Source organism: Azospirillum terrae (genome assembly GCF_053470425.1).
Genome location: NZ_JBPXMR010000001.1, coordinates 62,832 through 81,736 on the forward strand (window position 1 = coordinate 62,832; position 18,905 = coordinate 81,736).

Genomic DNA, 18,905 nt, shown 5'->3' on the forward strand with positions numbered 1-18,905 from the left:
GCGCCCGGTATGTCAGCCCGCGTCCTCGTTGTCGATGATGTCCTGCCGAACGTGAAGCTGCTGGCGGCAAAGCTGACCCGCGAGTACTTCGACGTCATCACCGCCCACAACGGCCCCGAAGCCCTGGAACAGGTCCGCAAGGAGGCGCCGGACATCGTCCTGCTCGACGTCATGATGCCGGGCATGGACGGGTTCGAGGTGTGCGAGAAGATCCGTTCCGACCCCGCCACCATGCACATCCCCGTGGTCATGGTGACGGCGCTGTCCGATGTGGCCGACCGCGTGCGCGGATTGGAGGCCGGGGCCGACGACTTCCTGACCAAGCCGGTGAACGACATTGCGCTGTTCGCGCGGGTGCGCTCGCTGGTCCGGCTCAAGATGATGATGGACGAGTGGCGGCTGCGCGAGAACACGTCCGGCCAGTTCGGCGTGATCGAGCCGACCACCGGCACCATGCTCAGCGAGTCGCACGAGAAGGCGCGGGTGCTGGTCCTTGAGGACTCGGCGCTCGATCTGGACAAGATCACCGACACGCTGGCCCGCGACAGCAACCACGTGGTGGCCGCCGAGACCGGCGCCCGCGCGCTGGAGCGCGCGCTGTCCGACGATTTCGAACTGGTGATCATCAGCCTGACCCTGCTGAACGAGGACGGCTTGCGCCTGTGCTCGCAGCTGCGTTCGCACGAGCGGACGCGGCAGGTGCCAATCCTGCTGGTGGTGGACGAGGGCGACCTCAACCGCGTGGCCAAGGGTTTGGAGCTGGGCGCCAACGACTACGTCATCAAGCCCATTGACCGCAACGAGCTGCTGGCGCGGGTGCGCACGCAGATCCGCCGGCGGCGCTACCAGGACCGGCTGCGCGCCAATTACGAGCAGAGCCTGTCGATGGCGCTCACCGACAGCCTGACCGGCGTGTTCAACCGACGCTATGTCAGCGCCCACCTCCCGCGCCTGCTCGACCGCGCCATCGACAACCACAAGCCGGTGTCGGTGCTGATGTTCGACATCGACCACTTCAAGCTGGTCAACGACACCTACGGCCACGACGTCGGCGACGAGGTTCTGAAGGAGGTGGCGACGCGCGCCAGCCGCAACCTGCGCACCTTCGACCTGGTGGCGCGCCTGGGCGGCGAGGAGTTCATCGTCATCCTGCCGGACACCGACGGCGAAGGGGCGCACACCGTCGCCGAACGCCTGCGCGAGCGCATCGGCGACACGCCGTTCACGGTCGCGGCCCCGGTGGGAGAGATCCAGGTGACGGTGTCTGTGGGCGTGTCCATCGGCGGCCGGCTGGGCGACACCGCCGAGGCGGTGGTCAAGCGCGCCGACGCGGCGCTCTACGACGCCAAGCGCAGTGGCCGTAATTGCGTCATCATGGACCCGCGCGGCGACATCGCCGAACTGCACATCAGCCCGATGAGATAGCTCTCTCCCGCCTCCGACGGAGCTGGGGGAGGGGGAAGCCAAAAAGCAAAAAGGCCGCCCCGAGGGCGGCCTTTTTCCGTTCGGCGGTGACTGGACCGCAGAAATCCTTACTTGATCTTGGATTCCTTGAACTGGACGTGCTTGCGCGCCACCGGGTCGTACTTGTTGAACGACAGCTTCTCGGTGGTCTTCTTCGGGTTCTTCTTCTTGACGTAGAAGAAGCCCGTATCGGCCGTGCTCACCAGCTTGATGAGGACCGTGTTCTGCTTGGCCATGATCCAAAATCCCGACAAAAATCCCGTGACCCGCCGGCCCGGCAGGGCGGCGACTGTGCGCGCGAAGATACGCACATCCACCGCAATGTCAAGCACTGCAACGATTTCTCAGCGCCCAGCCCTCAGCGTTCCGCCACCGCCGACGAGGTGGCCAGCGCCACCGCGCGCTGGTAGAGCTGCGGCTCACCCAGCAGGCGCTTGGCGACGTCGAGGTCCAGTTCGGCGCCATGTTCCTTCCAGGGGCAGGCCTCGCGCAGCCGGGTCAGTGCCGCCTCGTCGTGCGAAGCCTGGGCGCGCAAGCCGGCCAGTTGCACCGCGTGTGGCCGGGCAGCACCGTCGCGCAATTCAGCCACCAGGGCGTCGGCGGCGCGGCCCTCGACGCTCGTGCACACCATCGGCTGAACGCCCTGGCGGTGCAGCGAGTAGCCGGCCGGCGTGTAGATGCGGCTCCAGGTCAGGAACAGCTCGCCGTCGTTGGGCAGGCGGGTGACGGTCTGCACGCTGCCTTTGCCGTAGGAGCCGGAACCGACGATCACCGCCCTTCCGCTGTCCTGGAGGGCGGCGGCGACCACCTCGGCCGACGACGCGGTGCGGCTGTCCACCAGCACGACCAGCGGCAGGCTGTCTGCGATGTCGTCCGGCGCCGCCTCGAAGCGCTGCCGGCTGTCGGGGTGGCGGCCCTCGGTGGAGATGATGCGGCCACGGCGGATGAACAAATCGGCCACGGCGACCGCCTGATCGAGCAGCCCGCCGGGGTTGCCGCGCAGGTCGAGCACGAAGCCCTTCGCGTTGCCGCCCAGCGTGGCGCGGGCCGACAGCACCGCCTCGCGCAGATTGGCCACGGTGCCGGCGTTGAAGCGCTCCACCTTGATCACCGCCGTGTGTGCGCTGATGGTGGTCGTCACGGTGTTGGGGATGACCCGCTCGCGGCGGATCGGCAGGCGGCGCGGGCTCTGGCCGTCGCGTCCGACGGTGACCAGCACCAGCGTGCCGGTCGGACCACGCAGGCGCTCGTGCGCCGCGGTCTCGTCCGCCGTCACCGGGTCACCGTCCACCGCCAGCAGCACGTCGCCCGGACGCACGCCGGCGCGCCCTGCCGGGCCATGCGCCTCGCTGACCAGCAGCCGCCCGCCGGTCTCGGTCAGACCCAGGCCCACGCTGCCGTAACCTTCGCGCTGGGCGCGCTCGGCGGTGGCGCGCCGGGCGCTGGTGTAGCGGGAATAGCCGTCCAGATCGGCGACCACGCCGTCGAAGATCGCTTGATAGATGGCCTCGGCCGAGGTGGCGCGCAACGTTGCGGAGCTCTGCCGGGTGCGCTCGACGGCGCGGGTAGTGAACGCGGCCCAGCCGGTGGCGTCGGTGGCCTTCGGGGCGGCGGCCTCGAATACCGGCTTGCCCGACACGTACACACGTACAGTGTCTGTGTCGCGGGTGACGGCGATGGCCGGGTCGATGGTGGAGAGCGCCTTCAGCCCATCGGTGCCGAGCCGGCGCATGTCGACGGCCTGCAGATAGGCATCCGCGATGCGGCCGTAGCCTACAGAAAACACCTGCTCGCTGACCGTGCTGCCATCGGCGGCAGCCAGTTTGGGGGGATCACCGGTGCACCCGACCACGAAGGCAAGGGCGGCGAGGGGAGCGGACAAGTGCCGCTGCAAGGTTGCTCCGCGATGCCCGATACCCATGACGGCCGAACCTGCCTCCGCCCGTACGTCGGGCCGCACGTACAGCGGGCGACACGCCCGCACCGACCCGACACATACCTATTGAGGTATGAAATAGCACTTCCGCGCGGACGGGTGCTTGAGCAATTTTTGAGTCGGAACCGCCTCGTGCCCTATTTCCCACGTGCTGTTGCCCTGGCGCCACGGCTGCCGGAACGTGCCGAGGAAAGGGTGGATTCCCGGTGCCGGGACGGGCTGTTGCCGGAAAGCCACGGAAGGTCGGCGCCGTCTGGGTCGAGCAAGGCGAACAGCGTGCTTCCGGTCAGCGGGTCGGCCTCCTTCAGCGCCACTTTGACCGGCGCGCCCAGCCGGTACACCCGGCCCCAGCGCTGGCCGACCAGGGCGTGCTGGTGCTCGACATGGTCGTAGCGGTCGTCGGGCAGGGTGCTGGCGGGGATCAGGCCATCGGCGCCGCTCTCGTCCAGGCGGACGAACAGGCCGAAGCGGGTGACCCCGGTGATCCGTCCGCTGAACGTTGCGCCGATGCGGGTGGACAGGAACGATGCGGTGAAGCGGTCGATGGCGTCGCGCTCGGCCGCCGCGGCGCGGCGCTCGGTCAGCGAGATGTGCTCGGCGGTATCGGCCATGCGCGCCACCGCCTCGTCGTCCAGCACGCCGACGCCCAGCCCATGCGCGCGGATCAGCGCGCGGTGCACCACCAGATCGGCGTAGCGGCGGATTGGTGAGGTGAAGTGCGCGTAGCGGCGCAACGCCAGTCCGAAATGGCCGAGGTTTTCGGGCGCGTACACCGCCTGCGCCTGGGCGCGCAGCACCACCTCGCTGACCAGCGGCGCCTCCGGCGTGCCCGCGGCCTTCTGGAGGATGCGCGTGAAATGCGCGGGGGTGAGCACCTGGCCCTTGGCGAAGCTGTAGCCAATGCCATCCAGGAACTCGCGCAACGCCTCCAGCTTGTCGGGGGAGGGCTGGTCGTGGACGCGGTAGAGGCAGGGCACGCCGGCCGCTTCCAGGCTCTCCGCCGCGGCGACGTTGGCGCAGATCATGAACTCTTCGATCAGCCGGTGACTGTCGAAGCGCTCCCGCACGGCGATCCCGGCAACGCGGCCCGCGTCGTCCAGCCGTACGCGTCGCTCCGGCAGGTCGAGGTCCAGCGTACCGCGCCGCTCGCGGGCCGCCGACAGGCACGCGTACGCCGCGTACAGCGGGGCGATGACCGGTTCCATGAGGTGCTCGGTGGTGTCGTCCGGCCGGCCGTCGCGGGCGGCCTGCACCTGCTCGTAGGTCAGCCGCGCCGCCGAGCACATCAAGCCGCGCGCGAAGCGGTGCCGGCGCAAGGACCCGTCGGCGCCGATCCACAGATGCGCAGCCAGACAGCCGCGGTCCTCCTGCGGGCGAAGCGAGCAGAGGTCATTGGACAGCGCCTCCGGCAGCATCGGCACGACGCGGTCGGGGAAATAGCAGGAATTGCCGCGCTCGAACGCCGCACGGTCCAGCGCCGAGCCGGGGCGCACGTAGTAGGCCACGTCGGCGATGGCGACGATCAGATGCCAGCCGCCGGGATTGGTCGGGTCGGCGTCGGGCTCGGCGTACACGGCGTCGTCAAAATCGCGGGCGTCGGCGCCGTCGATGGTGACCAGCGGGGTGTCGCGCAGGTCTTCACGGTCGCCCAGCGGCGGCACCTTGGCGCGTTCCGCCTCCCGCTCGGCGGCGTGCGGGAAGTCGGTGGGCAGGCCATGCGTGTGGATGGCGATCAGGCTGACGGTGCGCGGCTCGGCGGTCGGGCCGATGCGCTCGACCACGCGGGCCTGGGCGAGGCCGAGGCGGGTGGCCGGCAGCACCTCGACCAGCACGAGGTCGCCCTCGTCGGCACCCCCGGCGTTGACCGGCAATACCAGCAACTCGCTCTTGTTCCGGCGGTCGGTGGGGACGATCCGGCCGCCGTCCGGGCCGAGGCGGTAGACGCCCAGCACGCGCCCGGTGGTGCCCTCGATGCGGCGGATGGTGCGCGCCTCGTACAGGCGGTCGTTGATCCGCGAGAGCTTGGCCAGCACACGGTCGCCCTCGGCCAGCGCCGGGTGGCCCTTCTTCTCCGGCATCATGAAGATGCGCGGCGGCGATCCCTCGCCGGTCCAGGTGAGGGGGCGAGCCAGCACCTCGCCGTCCGGGTCGACTCCGGTCACCTCCAGCACGGCGATCTCGGGCAGGCTCTGCGGCGGCGCCATGCGGCGGCCCCGGCCTCGCTCGACCGCGCCATCGGCTTCCAGATCCTTGAGCAGGTCCTTCAGGCGCTGGCGGTCGGCGCTGCCGCCCAGCTTGAAGGCGCGGGCGATCTCCCGCTTGCCGACCGGCACGGTGCTCTGGCGGATGAAGGCGAGGACGGCGTCCTTGGTGGGGAAGGAGGTCAAGGGGTCCGCGGGGCTGGGGAGGCGATCTGGGGTAAGTAAAGGCAGACGCCGCGGATTCCAACGCCCATCCGACGCCGCGTTCAGTCGCGGTCCTTGAAGACCCGCTGGAAGCGCGCGGCGCGGGCTGCCCGGTGGGCTTCCCGACCGATGTAGCGCACGTTGTCGCGCTCGACGGTGCCGATCAGGCGCCCGTGGGCGTCCAGGATGGTGATGCCGCCCTCGCCGTCGTGGGGAGGCAGCAGTCCGCCCAGCGAGTCGGTGCGCCGGCCGTTGGTGGTGAAGACGATGGTGGCGATCGACGCGGCGATCGCGAGGGCAAGCAGGCGCATGGGGGCAACTCCCGTTGTGGGGGCGTGGACCCACAGCCTGCATCAAGCGGTGCCGGCGCGCTGTGGCCTAGCTCACGGGAACCGGTTGTCCGTCGCGCAGCGCCTCGTAGGCGGCCTTGACGGCCTCGACGCCGTACTTGCGCTCCAGCCGGCGCACGGTGAAGTGGCCGCGCGCCACGTCCTGGAAATGGTCGATGAAGGCGAGGTTGACCAGCGCCCCGCCCGCAGCGCCGATGACCGGGACCGCCTGCGCCGCGAACTTCTGCCCCACGGTGACGCCGAAACGCGACGCGATGCCGCCCAGGAAGCGGATCACCGCCGGGGCGCCCTCGGCGACGAAGCCGCGCTCGGCGATGATCTCGGCGGCCTGGGTCATCGTGCGGGCCAAGGCGCCACGCACGGCGAAATAGCCGGCGTCCATGGCGTCGTCGGCCTCCGACCGGCCGCCCAGTGCGAATACCTGAAGGCAGGCCAGCGCCGTCTCCGGGTGGTGCAGATCCTCGCCCTCGCAGCGGGCGATGTCGGCGATGGAGCGCAGCATGATGGTGGTCGAGACCGGCAGCTCGATCACCAGCGCCGGCAGGCCGAACAGCCCGCCCATGGCGCCCGACAGCCCGACCGCCGATTTGTGGAACAGGTCCGCCGGCCCGCCCGTCTGGCCGCGCATGGTGGCGAGCGCCACCTGCAACGCTTTCTCCAGCGCGGTGCTGGTGGCCTTGGCGACGATCGTCTTGGCCTTTTCCGGCAGGACGCCGCCGAGCATCTCCACCGGTGCCCCCACCATGGAGGCGAGCCGCGCCGCGAGGCTCGGGTTCTCCAGCCGCTCGACGGCGCGGCGGAGGTCTTCCAGATCGTCCACGGCGATGCTCATCGGCTCCCCCAAATCGGGTGCCGCGTCAGGCCTGCACCCGCTTCTTGGCGGCCGCTTTCGGCTTGTCGTCGTTCGACGAGTCGGCAGCGGCCTTCTTTGCGGTAGACGCCTTGGCGGCCGTCTTGGTTCCCGCCTTGGCCTTCGGGGCAGCCTTCTTCGGTGCAGTCTTCTCGGCCTTCTCCGCCGCGGGAGCCTCGGCCTCGGCGGCCTTGCCCTTCTTGCCGGCGTCCTTCACCGCCTTGGCGTCCAGCCACTCCAGCGCCTGTGCCAGCGTCACCGTGGACGCGTCCACCCCCTTGGGGATCGAGGCGTACAGCGAGCCGTGCTTGACGTACGGGCCGAAGCGGCCGGCACCGGTGGTCACCGGCTTGCCGGTCTTCGGGTGGTCGCCCAGCGTCACCGCCGGGGTGGTCGCCTTCTTGGCGGCCTCGCCCAGCAACACAACGGCGCGGTTGAGGCCGATGGTCAGCACGTCGTCGTCGGGCGGCAGCGACTTGTACATCGTGCCGTGCTTGATGTACGGGCCGAAGCGGCCGATGCCGGCCTGGATCTCCTGCGCGGTCTCCGGGTGGTTGCCGATGGCGCGCGGCAGCGCCAGCAGGCGCATCGCGGTGTCCAGATCCACGTCGGCGGGCGCCATGCCCTTGGGCAGCGACACGCGCTTGGGCTTCGGCGTGTCGTCCTTGGGCTTTTTGGCCTTCTTGGGCTTCTTGCCGGTGGCCTTCTCTTCCTCGGCGGCCTTCTTCTCGGCCGCTGCCTTTTCTTCGGCCGCCCTCTCCTCGGCGCCGCGCGGCGGCCCGAGCTGGATGTAGGCGCCGTACGGCCCGCGGCGGACGGTCACCGGCAGCAGGGTCTCCGGGTCGTCGCCGAGGTCGCGCGGCCCCTCCTGCACGTCCTTCCCATCGTCGTTGGCGACGGCGAGCGGCCGGGTGTAGCGGCACTCCGGGTAGTTCGAGCAGCCGATGAAGGCGCCGTTCTTGCCGAGCTTCAGCCCCAGCCGCCCCTTCCCGCACAGCGGGCAGACGCGCGGGTCGGTGCCGCCGGCGCCCTGGCCGGTGGGGAAGAAGTGCTGGCCCAGTTCCTCGTCCAGCGCGGTCAGCACCTGGGTGATGGTGAGGTCCTTGGTGCCCTCGACGGCGCCCGAGAAGGCCTTCCAGAATTCGCGCAGCACCGCCTTCCAGTCGATCCGCCCGCCCGACACCTCGTCGAGCTGGTTCTCCAGATCGGCGGTGAAGTTGTACTCGACATAGCGGTTGAAGAAGTTCTTCAGGAAGGCGGTGACCAGCCGGCCGCGGTCGGACGGCTCGAACCGGCGCTTGTCCAGGCGCACGTACTCGCGGTCCTGCAACACTTGCAGGATCGAGGCGTAGGTGGACGGCCGGCCGATGCCCAGTTCTTCCAGCTTCTTGACGAGGCTGGCTTCGGTGTAGCGCGGCGGCGGCTGGGTGAAGTGCTGGTCGGGCTCGATGGGGCCGCGGGCCAGCGCATCGCGCTCGGCCATGGCGGGCAGGCGGCGCTCCTGGTCGTCGTCCGCGGCGTCGTCCTTGTCTTCCTGGTAGACGCGCATGAAGCCGTCGAACACCAGGATGGAGCCGGAGGCGCGCAGCACCACGTCCTTGGTCGTCGAGGCCACGTCCACCGACACCTGATCGAGGACCGCACTTTCCATCTGCGAGGCCAGCGTGCGCTTCCAGACCAGCTCGTACAGCCGCAGCTCGTCCTTATCCAGATAGGACGCGACGATTTCGGGCCGGCGGAACAGGTCGGTCGGGCGAATCGCCTCGTGCGCCTCCTGGGCGTTCTTGGCGGCGGTCTTGTAGACGCGCGGGGCGCCCGGCACGTACTTCTCGCCCCAATGCTCGGCGATCAGCCGGCGCGACGCCTCGATGGCCTCCTGCGACAGGGTGACGCCATCGGTACGCATATAGGTGATGAGACCGACCGTCTCGCCGCCGATGTCCACGCCCTCATACAGCTTCTGGGCGAGGCGCATGGTGCGCGTGGCGCCGAAGCCCAGCTTGCGCGAGGCCTCCTGCTGGAGGGTCGAGGTGGTGAACGGCGCGTACGGGTTGCGCCGCACCTGCCGGCGCTCCACCGACGACACGGTGTAGCTGGCGTTCGCCTTGATCTTGAGAACGGCAGCGTCGGCCGCTTCCTTGTTGGGCAGGCCGAACTTGTCGAGCTTCTTGCCGTCGAGCTGGGTCAATTGTGCGTTGAAGGCGGCGCCGGCCGGCGTGGTGAAGCCGACGTTGACGGTCCAGTACTCCTGCGGGCGGAACGCCTCGACCTCGGCTTCGCGCTCGCAGACCAGCCGCAGCGCCACCGACTGCACGCGCCCCGCCGACTTGGAGCCGGGCAGCTTGCGCCACAGCACCGGCGACAGCGTGAAGCCCACCAGATAGTCCAGCGCGCGCCGTGCCAGATACGCGTCCACCAGTTCGCGGCTGACGTCGCGCGGCGCCTTCAGGGCGGCCTGCACGGCGTTCTTGGTGATCTCGTTGAAGGTGATTCGCTGCACCTCGACCTTGTCGGTCAGCCGCTTTTCCTTCAGCAGCTCCGACAGGTGCCAGGCGATGGCCTCTCCCTCGCGATCCGGGTCGGTTGCGAGGTAGACGCGCTTGGCGCCCTTGATCGCCTTGGCGATCTCGTCGATGTGGCGTTTGGAGCGGTCGCCCAGCTCCCACTCCATGGCGAAGTCCTCGTCCGGCCGCACCGAGCCGTCGCGCGCCGGAAGGTCGCGCACGTGCCCGAAGCTGGCCAGGACGGTGAAGTCGTCGCCCAGGTACTTGTTGATGGTCTTCGCCTTGGCCGGCGACTCGACGATAACGACGTTGCTGCCCGACAAGAGAGCCCCTCGCCCCAATGATGCCCGTTTATACGGCGTCAGATCAGCGCGATCTGGTTGCCCGGCTGGCGCTGCGCACGTCCAGCCAGCTCAAGTTCCAGCACGACGGTCAGCACCACAGGTGCGGACAATTGGCACCCGCGGACCAGTTCGTCAATGGCGACGGGTGTGGGCGACAGGTTTTCCAGCACGACGGCGCGCGCCTTCTCGACCTCCGAATCGTCGGGCGGGGTGGGCGGGGGAGGAGTGAACAGGTCGGCGGGACGCTCGCCAAGGGGTGGCGGGGCGAGGTGCTGGAACACGCGCAGCACGTCCTCGGCGCTCTCCACCAGCGTGGCGCCCTGGCGCAGCAGATTGTTGGTGCCGTTGCAGCGCGGATCGAGCGGCGAACCGGGCACGGCGAACACCTCGCGCCCCTGCTCCAGCGCCATGCGCGCGGTGATCAGCGAGCCGGACTTCAGCGCCGCCTCGATCACCAGCACGCCCAGCGAGCACCCGGAGATGATGCGGTTGCGGCGCGGGAAGTGGCGCGCCTGCGGCTGGGTGCCGAGAGGGCTCTCGGCGACCACGGCGCCCTGCGCCACGATGTCGCGGTAGAGCCCGGTGTTCTCCTCCGGATAGACGACGTCCACGCCGCCGGCCATCACGGCGATGGTGCCCGTGGACAGCGAGCCGCGGTGCGCAGCGGTGTCGATGCCGCGGGCCAGCCCGGAGACCACCAGCAACCCGGCCTCGCCGAGATCGCGGGCGATCTTCTCGGCGAACTTCTTGCCGGTCAGCGAGGCGTTGCGGGCGCCGACCAGGGCGACCGCGCGGCGCTTCAGCAGATGGGCGTGGCCGAGTACGGCCATCACCGGCGGCGAATCGTCCACGGCGGCCAGTGGCTCGGGGTAGTCGGGCTCGCACGAGCACAGGAGGCGGGCGCCGAATTTGATGGTGGCGGCCAGTTCGCCTTCGGCCTCGGCCTTTGGGGTGATCTTCAACGGCTTGACGCGCCCGCCGCGGCGGGCGAGTTCGGGCAGCACCTCGATGGCGCGCTTGGCCGAGCCGTACTGGTCGAGCAGCCGGTGGAAGGTGATCGGGCCGACGTTCTCCGTGCGGATCAGGCGGAGCCAGTCGATCCGTTCGGCATCGGTGAGAGGGCGGCGCGGTTGTGTCATGCGCCCATGTTGTACAACTAAGGCGCTGCCGTCCGCAACACGCAAACGTATGCGGGCTGTATTCCCTCCCCCGGCACCGCCGGAGGCGGGGAAGGGGAAAGAAACCTAGGCCGGCTTCTTCTTGACGCCGATCTTCGGCTCTTCGCCCTTCAGCAGCCGCCTGATGTTCTCCTCGTGCCGCACGAACACCAGCACCGCCACCAGCAGACACAGCAGCGCCACCTTCGGCCCTGCCAGGAACCACGCCGTCACCGGGCTCAGCCCCACGGCCACCAGGGCCGACAGCGACGAGATGCGGAACAGCGCCGCCATCACCAGCCACGTCAGGCAGGCCGCCACGCCCACCGGCCACGCCGCCGCCAGTAGCACGCCGAGCGTTGTTGCCACGCCCTTGCCACCCTTGAAGCCCAGCCACACCGGGAAGCTGTGGCCCAGCAGAGCGCCGCCGGCCGCGAGCAGGGCCGCGTCCTCGCCCGCCACATACAGCGCCAGCAGGGTCGCGATGGCCCCCTTGCCGCTGTCGAGCAGCAGGGTGGCGAGCGCCAGCGGCTTGTTGCCGGTGCGCAGCACGTTGGTGGCGCCGATGTTGCCGGAGCCGATCTTGCGGATGTCGCCGTAGCCGCCCAGCCGCGTCAGCACCAGCCCAAACGGAATCGAGCCCAGCAGATAGCCCAGCAGAGCCGCGGCGATCAGGATCAGCACCGGCTCAGCCTTCCGCCTGCCAGACCGTACGCCCATCCACGACGGTGCGCAGCGGGCGGCCCTGCACCGGGCGGTCCTCGAAGGGGGAGTTCTTGGACTTCGACTTGAAGGTGGCCACGTCCACCGTCCACGGCACTTCCGCGTCGAACACCAGCAGATCCGCCGCCGCACCCTTCGCCAAGCGCCCGGCCGGCAGGTCGAGGATCGCCGCCGGCTTGCACGTCACGCAGGCCAGCGCCTGCAACAGCGTCAGCTTCTTCTTGTGCGCCAGTTCCAGCGTCAGCGGCAGCAGCGTCTCCAAGCCGATCACGCCGAAGTCGGCCTGACTGAAAGGCAGGCGCTTGTGGTCCTGGTCCTGCGGGATGTGGTCGGACGCGATGGCGTCGATGGTGCCGTCGGCCAAGCCCTCGACCACCGCGCGGCGGTCCATCTCGCCGCGCAGCGGCGGCGAGACCTTGGCGAAGGTGCGGTATTCGCCGATGTCCGTCTCGGTCAGCGCCACATAGTGCGGGGCGGTGTCGCAGGTCACCTTCAGGCCGCGCGCCTTGGCGCGGCGGATGATGTCCACCGACTCGCCGGTGGTGACGTGCGCGAAGTGCAGCCGGCCGCCGGACAGCTCCAGCAGGCGCAGGTCGCGCTCGATCATGATGATCTCGGCCTCGCGCGGGATGCCGCTGAGGCCGAGGCGGGTGGCGATCTCGCCGGCGTTCATCATGCCGCCGGATGCGAGGCTCGGCTCCTCCGGGTGCTGGATGATCAGCTTGCCGAAACCGTTGGCGTAGCTGAGCGCGCGGCGCATCACCTTGGCGCTCTCGATGGCCTTGGTGCCATCGGTGAAGGCCACGGCGCCGGCCCTGGAGAGCAGACCCATCTCGGTGATCTCGCGGCCCTCTGCGCCGCGCGTCGCGGTGGCGTAGGCGTAGACCTTGACCAGCTTCACCTCACGGGCGCGGCGGGCGAGGAACTCCAGGCCGGAGACGTCGTCGCGCACCGGGTCGGTGTTGGGCAGGCAGACGATGGAGGTGACGCCACCGGCCGCCGCCGCGCGCGACACGCTCTTGATGGTCTCCTTCTGCTCGTTGCCGGGCTCGGCGACCATGACGCGCATGTCCACGAGGCCGGGGGCGAGGCATTGGCCGCCGAGGTCCACCACCGTGATCCCCTCAGGCACGCCGTCATTGAACAGCGCAGGCCCGAGGTCGGCGATCTTCGCGCCCTCGGTGAGCAGCGCGCCCGGCGCGTCGAGGCCGGTGGCCGGATCGAGCAGGCGGGCGTTGGTGTAGGCGACGCGGGTGCTCATCAAACAGTCTCCCGGCCGGTCTCCCGGCGGTCGCGGGTGAGGAGGTCGAGCACGGCCATGCGCACGGCCACGCCCAGCTCGACCTGATCGAGGATCATCGAGCGCTTGAGGTCGTCGGCGACCTCGGAGTCGATCTCGACGCCGCGGTTCATCGGGCCGGGGTGCATGATCACCGCGTCCGGCTTGGCGTCGGCCAGCTTCTCGTAGTCGAGGCCGTAGAAGTAGAAGTACTCGCGCGTCGAGGGCACGTATTGGCCGCTCATGCGCTCGTTCTGCAGGCGCAGCATCATCACCACGTCGGCGTCCTTCAGGCCTGACTTCATGGTGTGGTGGACCTCGCAGCCCAGCCGCTCGATAGCCGAGGGGACCAGGGTCGGCGGGCCGACGACGCGGACGTGCGCGCCCATGGCGTTCAGCAGGTGGATGTTCGAGCGCGCGACACGGCTGTGCAGGATGTCGCCGCAGATCGCCACGACGAGGCCCTCCAGCTTGCCCAGGCGGCGGCGGATCGCCAGCGCGTCGAGGAGCGCCTGGGTCGGGTGCTCGTGGTTGCCGTCGCCGGCGTTGACGACCGAGCAGTTGACCTTGTCGGACAGCAGCTTGACCGCGCCCGACTCGGAATGCCGCACGACCAGCGCATCGACGTGCATGGCGTTCAGCGTCATCGCCGTGTCGATCAGCGTCTCGCCCTTCTTCACTGATGAGGCGTCCACCGACATGTTGATCACGTCGGCGCCCAGGCGCTTGCCGGCCAGCTCGAACGAAGTGCGGGTGCGCGTCGAGTTCTCGAAGAACAGGTTCATCACGGTGCGGCCGTGAAGAAGCGATCCTTTCGTCTCGGGCTGGCGGTTGTGCTCGACGTAGCCATCGGCCAGGTCGAGCACGAGGGAAATCTCGCCCGCCGTCAAACCTTCGATGCCGAGCAGGTGACGGTGCGGGAAGCGGGGTGCGGCGGTGGCGGTCATGGGGCGCGACTATAGGAGCGTGCCCGGCGCCTCGCAAGACGGTGGGAGCGCCAAAATCACACCCGTTCCGGCAGGTTCATCTGGGCCGCGTATTCCTCGGCCTCGGCGAACAGCCACTCGCGGAACGCCTTGACCTTGGGGCGCGTCATGTAGTGCTGCGGCGCCACGAAATAGTACGCGTACTGGCCGGTCAGCACGACGTCGAAGGGGCGCACCAGACGGCCGGCCGCGAGGTCGTCGGCCACCAGCACCTGCCGGGCCAGCGCCACGCCGTGCCCCTCCATGGCCGCCTGGAGCGTCAGCGCCGAATCCGTGAACTGCGTGCCGCGCGCGGTGTCGATCCCGTCCACCCCGGCGGCAGCGCACCAGTTGCTCCAGGTGATGATGTAGTCGTCGTGCAGCAGCGTGTGGTTCTTCAGGTCTGCCGGCCCCTTCAGCGCCGGCAGCAGGCGCGGGCTGCACACCGGGAAGATGTTTTCGTTCAGCAGGCGTTCGATCCGCAGGTCCGGCCAGTTGCCGCTGCCGAAGCGGATCGCCACGTCCACGTCCTGCTGCGCGAAGTCCACCATCTGCGAGGTGGTGTGCAGCCGCACGTCCAGTTCCGGGTGCGCGGCCTGGAACCGCCCCATCCGCAGCACCAGCCACTTCGCCGCAAAGGACGGCATGGTGGAGATGGTGAGCGTCCCCGTGGAATCCTTGCGGAACAGCCGCTCGGTGGCGTTCGCCATCAGGTCCAGCGCCTCGCGCAGCGGCGGCAGGTAGGCCTGCCCGGCGTCGGTCAGCACCAGCCCGCGGTTCACCCGGCGGAACAGCGGTAGCCCCAACCATTCCTCTAGGCCCTTGATCTGATGGCTTACCGCCGCTTGGGTGACGTGCAGCTCCTCCGAGGCCTTGGTGAAGGACAGGTGGCGGGCCGCCGCCTCGAAGGCGCGCAAGGCGTTGAGCGGGGGCAGGTGGCGGCTCATCGGTCATACCAGTCGGATTAGGTTTTCTAATCGATCCTATGAGAAAGCGTCGTTTGTCCGCAAGGATCTGGTGGCCCATTCTTCCTCTCAGAACCACACTGGTTGCCACGCAGTCCGAAAGGGAGACGAGAGCCATGAGCCAGAGCACGAACGCGGTCTTCTCGCGCACTTCGTCCCGTCCCGCCGGTGGCCTGTTGCAGGCGATCGGCCGCGCCGTGGTGAGCGCCGGCGACACCTTCGCCACATGGCAGGAACGCCGTCGCCAACGGCTGGCGCTGGAGTCTCTGCCCGACCATCTGCTGAGCGACATCGGCGTCTCGCGCGCCGACGTGGACAACGAGGCCGATAAGCCGTTCTGGCGGGGCTGAGCCGTGAGTGGGGACGCGCACACCTGGACGGGCGGCTGCGAGTGCGGCGGCATCCGCTACGAGATCACCACGCAACCGGGCCCGATCTCGTTCTGCCATTGCGGCCAATGCCGCCGCCAGCACAGCCACGTCGGCGCCTACACCACCTTCCCACGGGATGCGCTTCGCCTGCTGAAGGACGAGACGCTGACGTGGTACCGATCGTCCGAGACGGCGCGGCGGGGGTTCTGCTCCCGCTGCGGCTCGGGGGTGTTCTGGGACCCGATCGGCGGGGCGCGCATCGACGTGACCGCCGGCAGCCTCGACCAGCCGACCGGTCTGCACGCCGACAAGCACATCTGGGTCGAGTTCAAGGCCGACTATTATGAGATCGGCGACGACGGCCTGCCGCGCGTGAAGAGCACCGAGCCAGGCAACGCCTCGACAGTGGTGTCCTAAAGGCTCGCCGAATCGCCATCGGAACCAGTGGCAACGTCAACGCCGCCATCGGCTGTCAGTCGTCGCGGTCGTCGAAGTCCTCGTCCTCGCGGGCCGCCTCGGCCTGCCGGCGGGCGTAGGACAGCGAATCGATGGCGCCCTGGAGGATGTAGGCGGCGGCCATCTTGTCCACGACCTCGCCGCGGCGCTTGCGGGTCATGTCGGCCTCGTCGGTCATGAAGCGCTGCACGGCGACCGTGGACAGCCGCTCGTCCCAGAAGGCGACCTGCGGCTCCCAGCCGCCGAACAGGTCGGCGCGTTGCGCCAGCGTGGCGGCGAAGGCGTGCGCTGCCTGGGCGCGCGGCCCCTGCGTCCCGTCCATGTTCAGCGGCAGCCCCAGCACGAAGCCGCCGACGCCGTAGTCGCGGACGATCTTCGCCAACGCCTTCGCGTCCTCGGTGAACTTGGAGCGGTGGATGGTCTGGATGGGCGAGGCGACGGTCAGGCCCGGGTCGCACACGGCGAGCCCGATGGTCTTGGTTCCGAGGTCGAGGCCGAGCAGGCGCGCGCCTTTCGGCAGCGCCGCGGCGAGGTCGGGAAGGGTGCGGATCATGCCGGCGACCTTAGGCCCAAGCGCGCGGCCGGGCAAGCGCCCGCCTGCCCAGGACGACGTATTACCAACAGAGTCCGTTCCCTTCCCACGGCCCAGCCCCACCTTGCTCCGAGCGGGTGTATGGGAGGGAGCGATGCTGCGCGTCTGGGTCGCCGCGGTGGCGGCGTTGGTTCTCTGGGGCAGCGGGACCGTGCCGGCCGCCCCGCCCGTCAGCGAAGCGGTCGATCCGCGCGGCTCGCCCGTCGCATTCGGCGATCCACGGTTCGGCGGTCCGCGCCCCGATGAGCTGCGCCGGCTGGACCTCGGCGGCATGAGCACCTTCACCGCGCGCTACCTGCGCAACGAGGGGCAGACCATCGTGATGTACAGCCGTGCCGGCGACGGTGAGTTCGTGCCCAAACACAGCGCACCGTCCGAACTGCGCGAGCGCTTCATCCCGCCCGGCGGCGTCGGGCGGCCGACGGGCGAGGGGGCGACGCTGGGCGCTGGCCGTGTTTATGACTTCGAACGCTACGAGATGACCCTGTCCGGTAACGTCTACGGGTGCTTCGTCGCCGCATCGGCGGCCCAGGACGACGTGCTGGTGGTCAACCAATGCCGCACCGGTCCGGCGGTGCCGGACGAGGCCGAGGTTGCGGCGGCGCTCGGCCGGCTGCGCGTCGTCCAGCCCGTGCGCGAGCCCGACGCGCTGGCGTTGCGCGGCGGCAAGCGCATCTGAAGGCGCGGCCCTCGCCCTGCAACGTTGCGTAACCCCCGCCGCGGGTGCTAGCTTCCGAGCCGTTTTTCCCAGACGTCGCGGAAGAGAGTACCAGGCATGTCGCTCGACAAGGCCACCGTGGCCAAGATCGCGCATCTGGCCCGCATCAAGGTGCCGGAGGAAGAGCTCGACCATCTCGCGGGCGAGCTGAACAATATCCTCAGCTTCGTGGAGCAGCTGAACGAGGTGGATACCGGCAATGTGCCGCCCATGACCTCGGTCGCCGCGCAGAAGCTGCGCCGCCGCGAGGACGCGGTGACGGACGGCGGGTATCCGCAGGACGTCGTCAAGAACGGCCCCGAGACGGCCGAAGGCTATTTCGCCGTGCCGAAGGTGGTCGAATAATGACCCAGCTCACCCATCTGTCCATGGCCGACGCCCTTCAGGGCCTCGCCGAGAAGCAGTTCACCGCGGTCGAGCTGACCGAGGCGCACGTCCGCGCTGTGGAGAACGCCCGCCCGCTCAACGCCTTCATCACCGAGACGCCGGATCAGGCGCTGGCGATGGCGAAGGCGTCGGATGCGCGCCGGGCCAAGGGCGAGGCCGGTCCCATGGACGGCCTGCCCATCGCGGTGAAGGACCTGTTCTGCACCAAGGACGTGCTGACCACCGCCGCCAGCCACATCCTGGACGGCTTCAAGCCGCCCTACGAGTCCACCGTCACGTCGAACCTCTGGCGCGACGGTGCCGTGATGCTCGGCAAGGTGAACCTGGACGAGTTCGCCATGGGCTCGGCCAACATCACCAGCCACTACGGCGACGTCATCAATCCGTGGAGCCCCGGTGAGGCCGGCAACTGGTCGCGCAAGCTGGTGCCCGGCGGTTCGTCGGGCGGTTCGGCCGCCGCGGTCGCGGCGCGCGTGGCGCTGGGTGCCACCGGCACCGACACCGGCGGCTCGATCCGCCAGCCGGCGGCGCTGAGCGGCATTGTCGGCATCAAGCCGACCTACGGGCGCTGCTCGCGCTGGGGCATCGTGGCGTACGCCTCGTCGCTCGATCAGGCCGGGCCGATGACCCGCACGGTGCGCGACAGCGCCATCATGCTGCGCTCCATGTGCGGCTTCGATCCGAAGGACAGCACGAGCGTCGACATGCCCGTGCCGGACTTCGAGAAGGCGCTGACCGGCGACATCCGCGGCCTGCGCGTCGGCATTCCCAAGGAATACCGCGTGGACGGCATGCCGGCCGAGATCGAGGAGATGTGGCAGCGGGGCGTCGATTGGCTGAAGGCCGCCGGCGCCGTTCCCGTCGAGATCAGCCTGCCGCACACCAAGTACGCGCTGCCGACCTACTACATCGTCGCCCCGGCCGAGGCTTCGTCCAACCTCGCGCGCTATGACGGCGTGCGCTTCGGGCTGCGGGTCGAGGGCGGCAGCCTCAACGAGATGTACGAGAACACCCGCGGCGCCGGCTTCGGCAAGGAAGTCCGCCGCCGCATCCTGATCGGCACCTACGTTCTGTCGGCCGGTTACTACGACGCCTACTATCTGCAAGCCCAGAAGGTGCGCACGCGCATCAAGTGGGACTTCGATCAGGCGTTCGAAAAGTGCGACGTCATCCTGACGCCGACCGCGCCGTCGGGCGCGTTCGCCATCGGCGAGAAGATGGACGATCCGATCCAGATGTACCTGAACGACGTGTTCACGGTGCCGGTCAACCTCGCCGGCCTGCCGGGCATGAGCGTGCCGGCCGGGCTGGGTGCGGACGGGTTGCCGCTGGGCCTGCAGCTCATCGGCCGGCCGTTCGACGAGGAGACGCTGTTCCGCGTCGGCGGCGTGATCGAACAGGCGTCGCAGTTCACCGCCACCCCGCCGTTCATGGCCTGA

Annotated in this window: 18 protein-coding genes; 6 read left to right on the plus strand and 12 right to left on the minus strand. The window is 69.4% G+C overall.

The window, feature by feature from the left end:
• Nucleotides 1–9 precede the first annotated feature (9 nt).
• Nucleotides 10–1,425: a PleD family two-component system response regulator gene (locus ACSVDD_RS00300; RefSeq protein ID WP_448187284.1), complete on the plus strand. Its 1,416-nt coding sequence runs from the start codon at nucleotides 10–12 to the stop codon at nucleotides 1,423–1,425.
• Nucleotides 1,426–1,532: 107 nt separating this feature from the next.
• On the opposite strand, the gene rpmG is transcribed toward ACSVDD_RS00300, so the two are convergent.
• The 11 genes from rpmG to ACSVDD_RS00355 form a co-directional block, all read right to left on the minus strand.
• Nucleotides 1,533–1,700 (minus strand): 50S ribosomal protein L33, encoded by a 168-nt coding sequence (gene rpmG / locus ACSVDD_RS00305; protein WP_109118211.1) that lies wholly within the window; start codon nucleotides 1,698–1,700, stop codon nucleotides 1,533–1,535.
• A 122-nt stretch (nucleotides 1,701–1,822) separates the two neighbouring features.
• Complete coding sequence (locus ACSVDD_RS00310; protein ID WP_448187285.1) at nucleotides 1,823–3,346, minus strand: S41 family peptidase; 1,524 nt, start codon at nucleotides 3,344–3,346, stop codon at nucleotides 1,823–1,825.
• A gap of 191 nt (nucleotides 3,347–3,537) precedes the next feature.
• The gene (rnr, locus tag ACSVDD_RS00315; protein ID WP_448187286.1) at nucleotides 3,538–5,787 is read right to left on the minus strand and encodes a ribonuclease R; all 2,250 of its coding nucleotides are present in this window, start codon (nucleotides 5,785–5,787) and stop codon (nucleotides 3,538–3,540) included.
• Between the two features lie 80 nt (nucleotides 5,788–5,867).
• Complete coding sequence (locus tag ACSVDD_RS00320; protein WP_448187287.1) at nucleotides 5,868–6,116, minus strand: hypothetical protein; 249 nt, start codon at nucleotides 6,114–6,116, stop codon at nucleotides 5,868–5,870.
• 67 nt (nucleotides 6,117–6,183) lie between these two features.
• Nucleotides 6,184–6,987 (minus strand): EcsC family protein, encoded by an 804-nt coding sequence (locus tag ACSVDD_RS00325; RefSeq protein ID WP_448187288.1) that lies wholly within the window; start codon nucleotides 6,985–6,987, stop codon nucleotides 6,184–6,186.
• 25 nt (nucleotides 6,988–7,012) lie between these two features.
• On the minus strand, nucleotides 7,013–9,832 hold the full coding sequence (gene topA / locus ACSVDD_RS00330; RefSeq protein ID WP_448187289.1) for a type I DNA topoisomerase: 2,820 nt from the start codon (nucleotides 9,830–9,832) through the stop codon (nucleotides 7,013–7,015).
• Nucleotides 9,833–9,870: 38 nt separating this feature from the next.
• Nucleotides 9,871–10,992 carry a DNA-processing protein DprA gene (gene dprA, locus ACSVDD_RS00335; RefSeq protein WP_448187290.1) on the minus strand — a complete coding sequence of 374 codons (1,122 nt, stop codon included), beginning with the start codon at nucleotides 10,990–10,992 and terminating at the stop codon, nucleotides 9,871–9,873.
• A 105-nt stretch (nucleotides 10,993–11,097) separates the two neighbouring features.
• Nucleotides 11,098–11,730 (minus strand): glycerol-3-phosphate 1-O-acyltransferase PlsY, encoded by a 633-nt coding sequence (gene plsY / locus ACSVDD_RS00340; protein ID WP_448187291.1) that lies wholly within the window; start codon nucleotides 11,728–11,730, stop codon nucleotides 11,098–11,100.
• On the minus strand, nucleotides 11,699–12,994 hold the full coding sequence (pyrC, locus tag ACSVDD_RS00345; RefSeq protein ID WP_448187292.1) for a dihydroorotase: 1,296 nt from the start codon (nucleotides 12,992–12,994) through the stop codon (nucleotides 11,699–11,701). Before pyrC ends, plsY begins: the two co-directional genes overlap by 32 nt.
• Entirely contained in the window at nucleotides 12,994–13,959 is a 966-nt protein-coding gene (locus ACSVDD_RS00350; RefSeq protein ID WP_448187293.1) for an aspartate carbamoyltransferase catalytic subunit, read from the minus strand. Before ACSVDD_RS00350 ends, pyrC begins: the two co-directional genes overlap by 1 nt.
• 56 nt (nucleotides 13,960–14,015) lie before the next feature.
• On the minus strand, nucleotides 14,016–14,924 hold the full coding sequence (locus tag ACSVDD_RS00355; RefSeq protein WP_448187294.1) for a transcriptional regulator GcvA: 909 nt from the start codon (nucleotides 14,922–14,924) through the stop codon (nucleotides 14,016–14,018).
• A 134-nt stretch (nucleotides 14,925–15,058) separates the two neighbouring features.
• Here ACSVDD_RS00355 and ACSVDD_RS00360 point away from each other — a divergent pair, with 134 nt between their 5' ends.
• Together ACSVDD_RS00360 and ACSVDD_RS00365 are read left to right on the plus strand one after the other, a co-directional pair.
• The gene (locus ACSVDD_RS00360; RefSeq protein WP_448187295.1) at nucleotides 15,059–15,292 is read left to right on the plus strand and encodes a DUF1127 domain-containing protein; all 234 of its coding nucleotides are present in this window, start codon (nucleotides 15,059–15,061) and stop codon (nucleotides 15,290–15,292) included.
• 3 nt (nucleotides 15,293–15,295) lie between these two features.
• Nucleotides 15,296–15,730, plus strand: coding sequence for a GFA family protein (locus ACSVDD_RS00365; protein WP_448187296.1), 435 nt, complete (start codon nucleotides 15,296–15,298; stop codon nucleotides 15,728–15,730).
• A gap of 55 nt (nucleotides 15,731–15,785) precedes the next feature.
• Here ACSVDD_RS00365 and ruvX read toward each other — a convergent pair whose 3' ends face one another.
• Nucleotides 15,786–16,322, minus strand: a complete 537-nt coding sequence (gene ruvX / locus ACSVDD_RS00370) for a Holliday junction resolvase RuvX (RefSeq protein WP_448187297.1) — start codon at nucleotides 16,320–16,322, stop codon at nucleotides 15,786–15,788.
• 133 nt (nucleotides 16,323–16,455) lie between these two features.
• On the opposite strand from ruvX, the gene ACSVDD_RS00375 reads away from it, so the two are divergent.
• From ACSVDD_RS00375 to gatA, 3 genes are all read left to right on the plus strand, one after another.
• The gene (locus tag ACSVDD_RS00375) at nucleotides 16,456–17,040 is read left to right on the plus strand and encodes a hypothetical protein (RefSeq protein ID WP_448187298.1); all 585 of its coding nucleotides are present in this window, start codon (nucleotides 16,456–16,458) and stop codon (nucleotides 17,038–17,040) included.
• 96 nt (nucleotides 17,041–17,136) lie between these two features.
• The gene (gatC, locus tag ACSVDD_RS00380; RefSeq protein WP_448187299.1) at nucleotides 17,137–17,424 is read left to right on the plus strand and encodes an Asp-tRNA(Asn)/Glu-tRNA(Gln) amidotransferase subunit GatC; all 288 of its coding nucleotides are present in this window, start codon (nucleotides 17,137–17,139) and stop codon (nucleotides 17,422–17,424) included.
• A complete protein-coding gene (gene gatA, locus ACSVDD_RS00385) occupies nucleotides 17,424–18,905 on the plus strand; it encodes an Asp-tRNA(Asn)/Glu-tRNA(Gln) amidotransferase subunit GatA (protein ID WP_448187300.1) in 1,482 nt (493 codons plus the stop codon). The genes gatC and gatA overlap by 1 nt, the downstream gene beginning before the upstream one ends.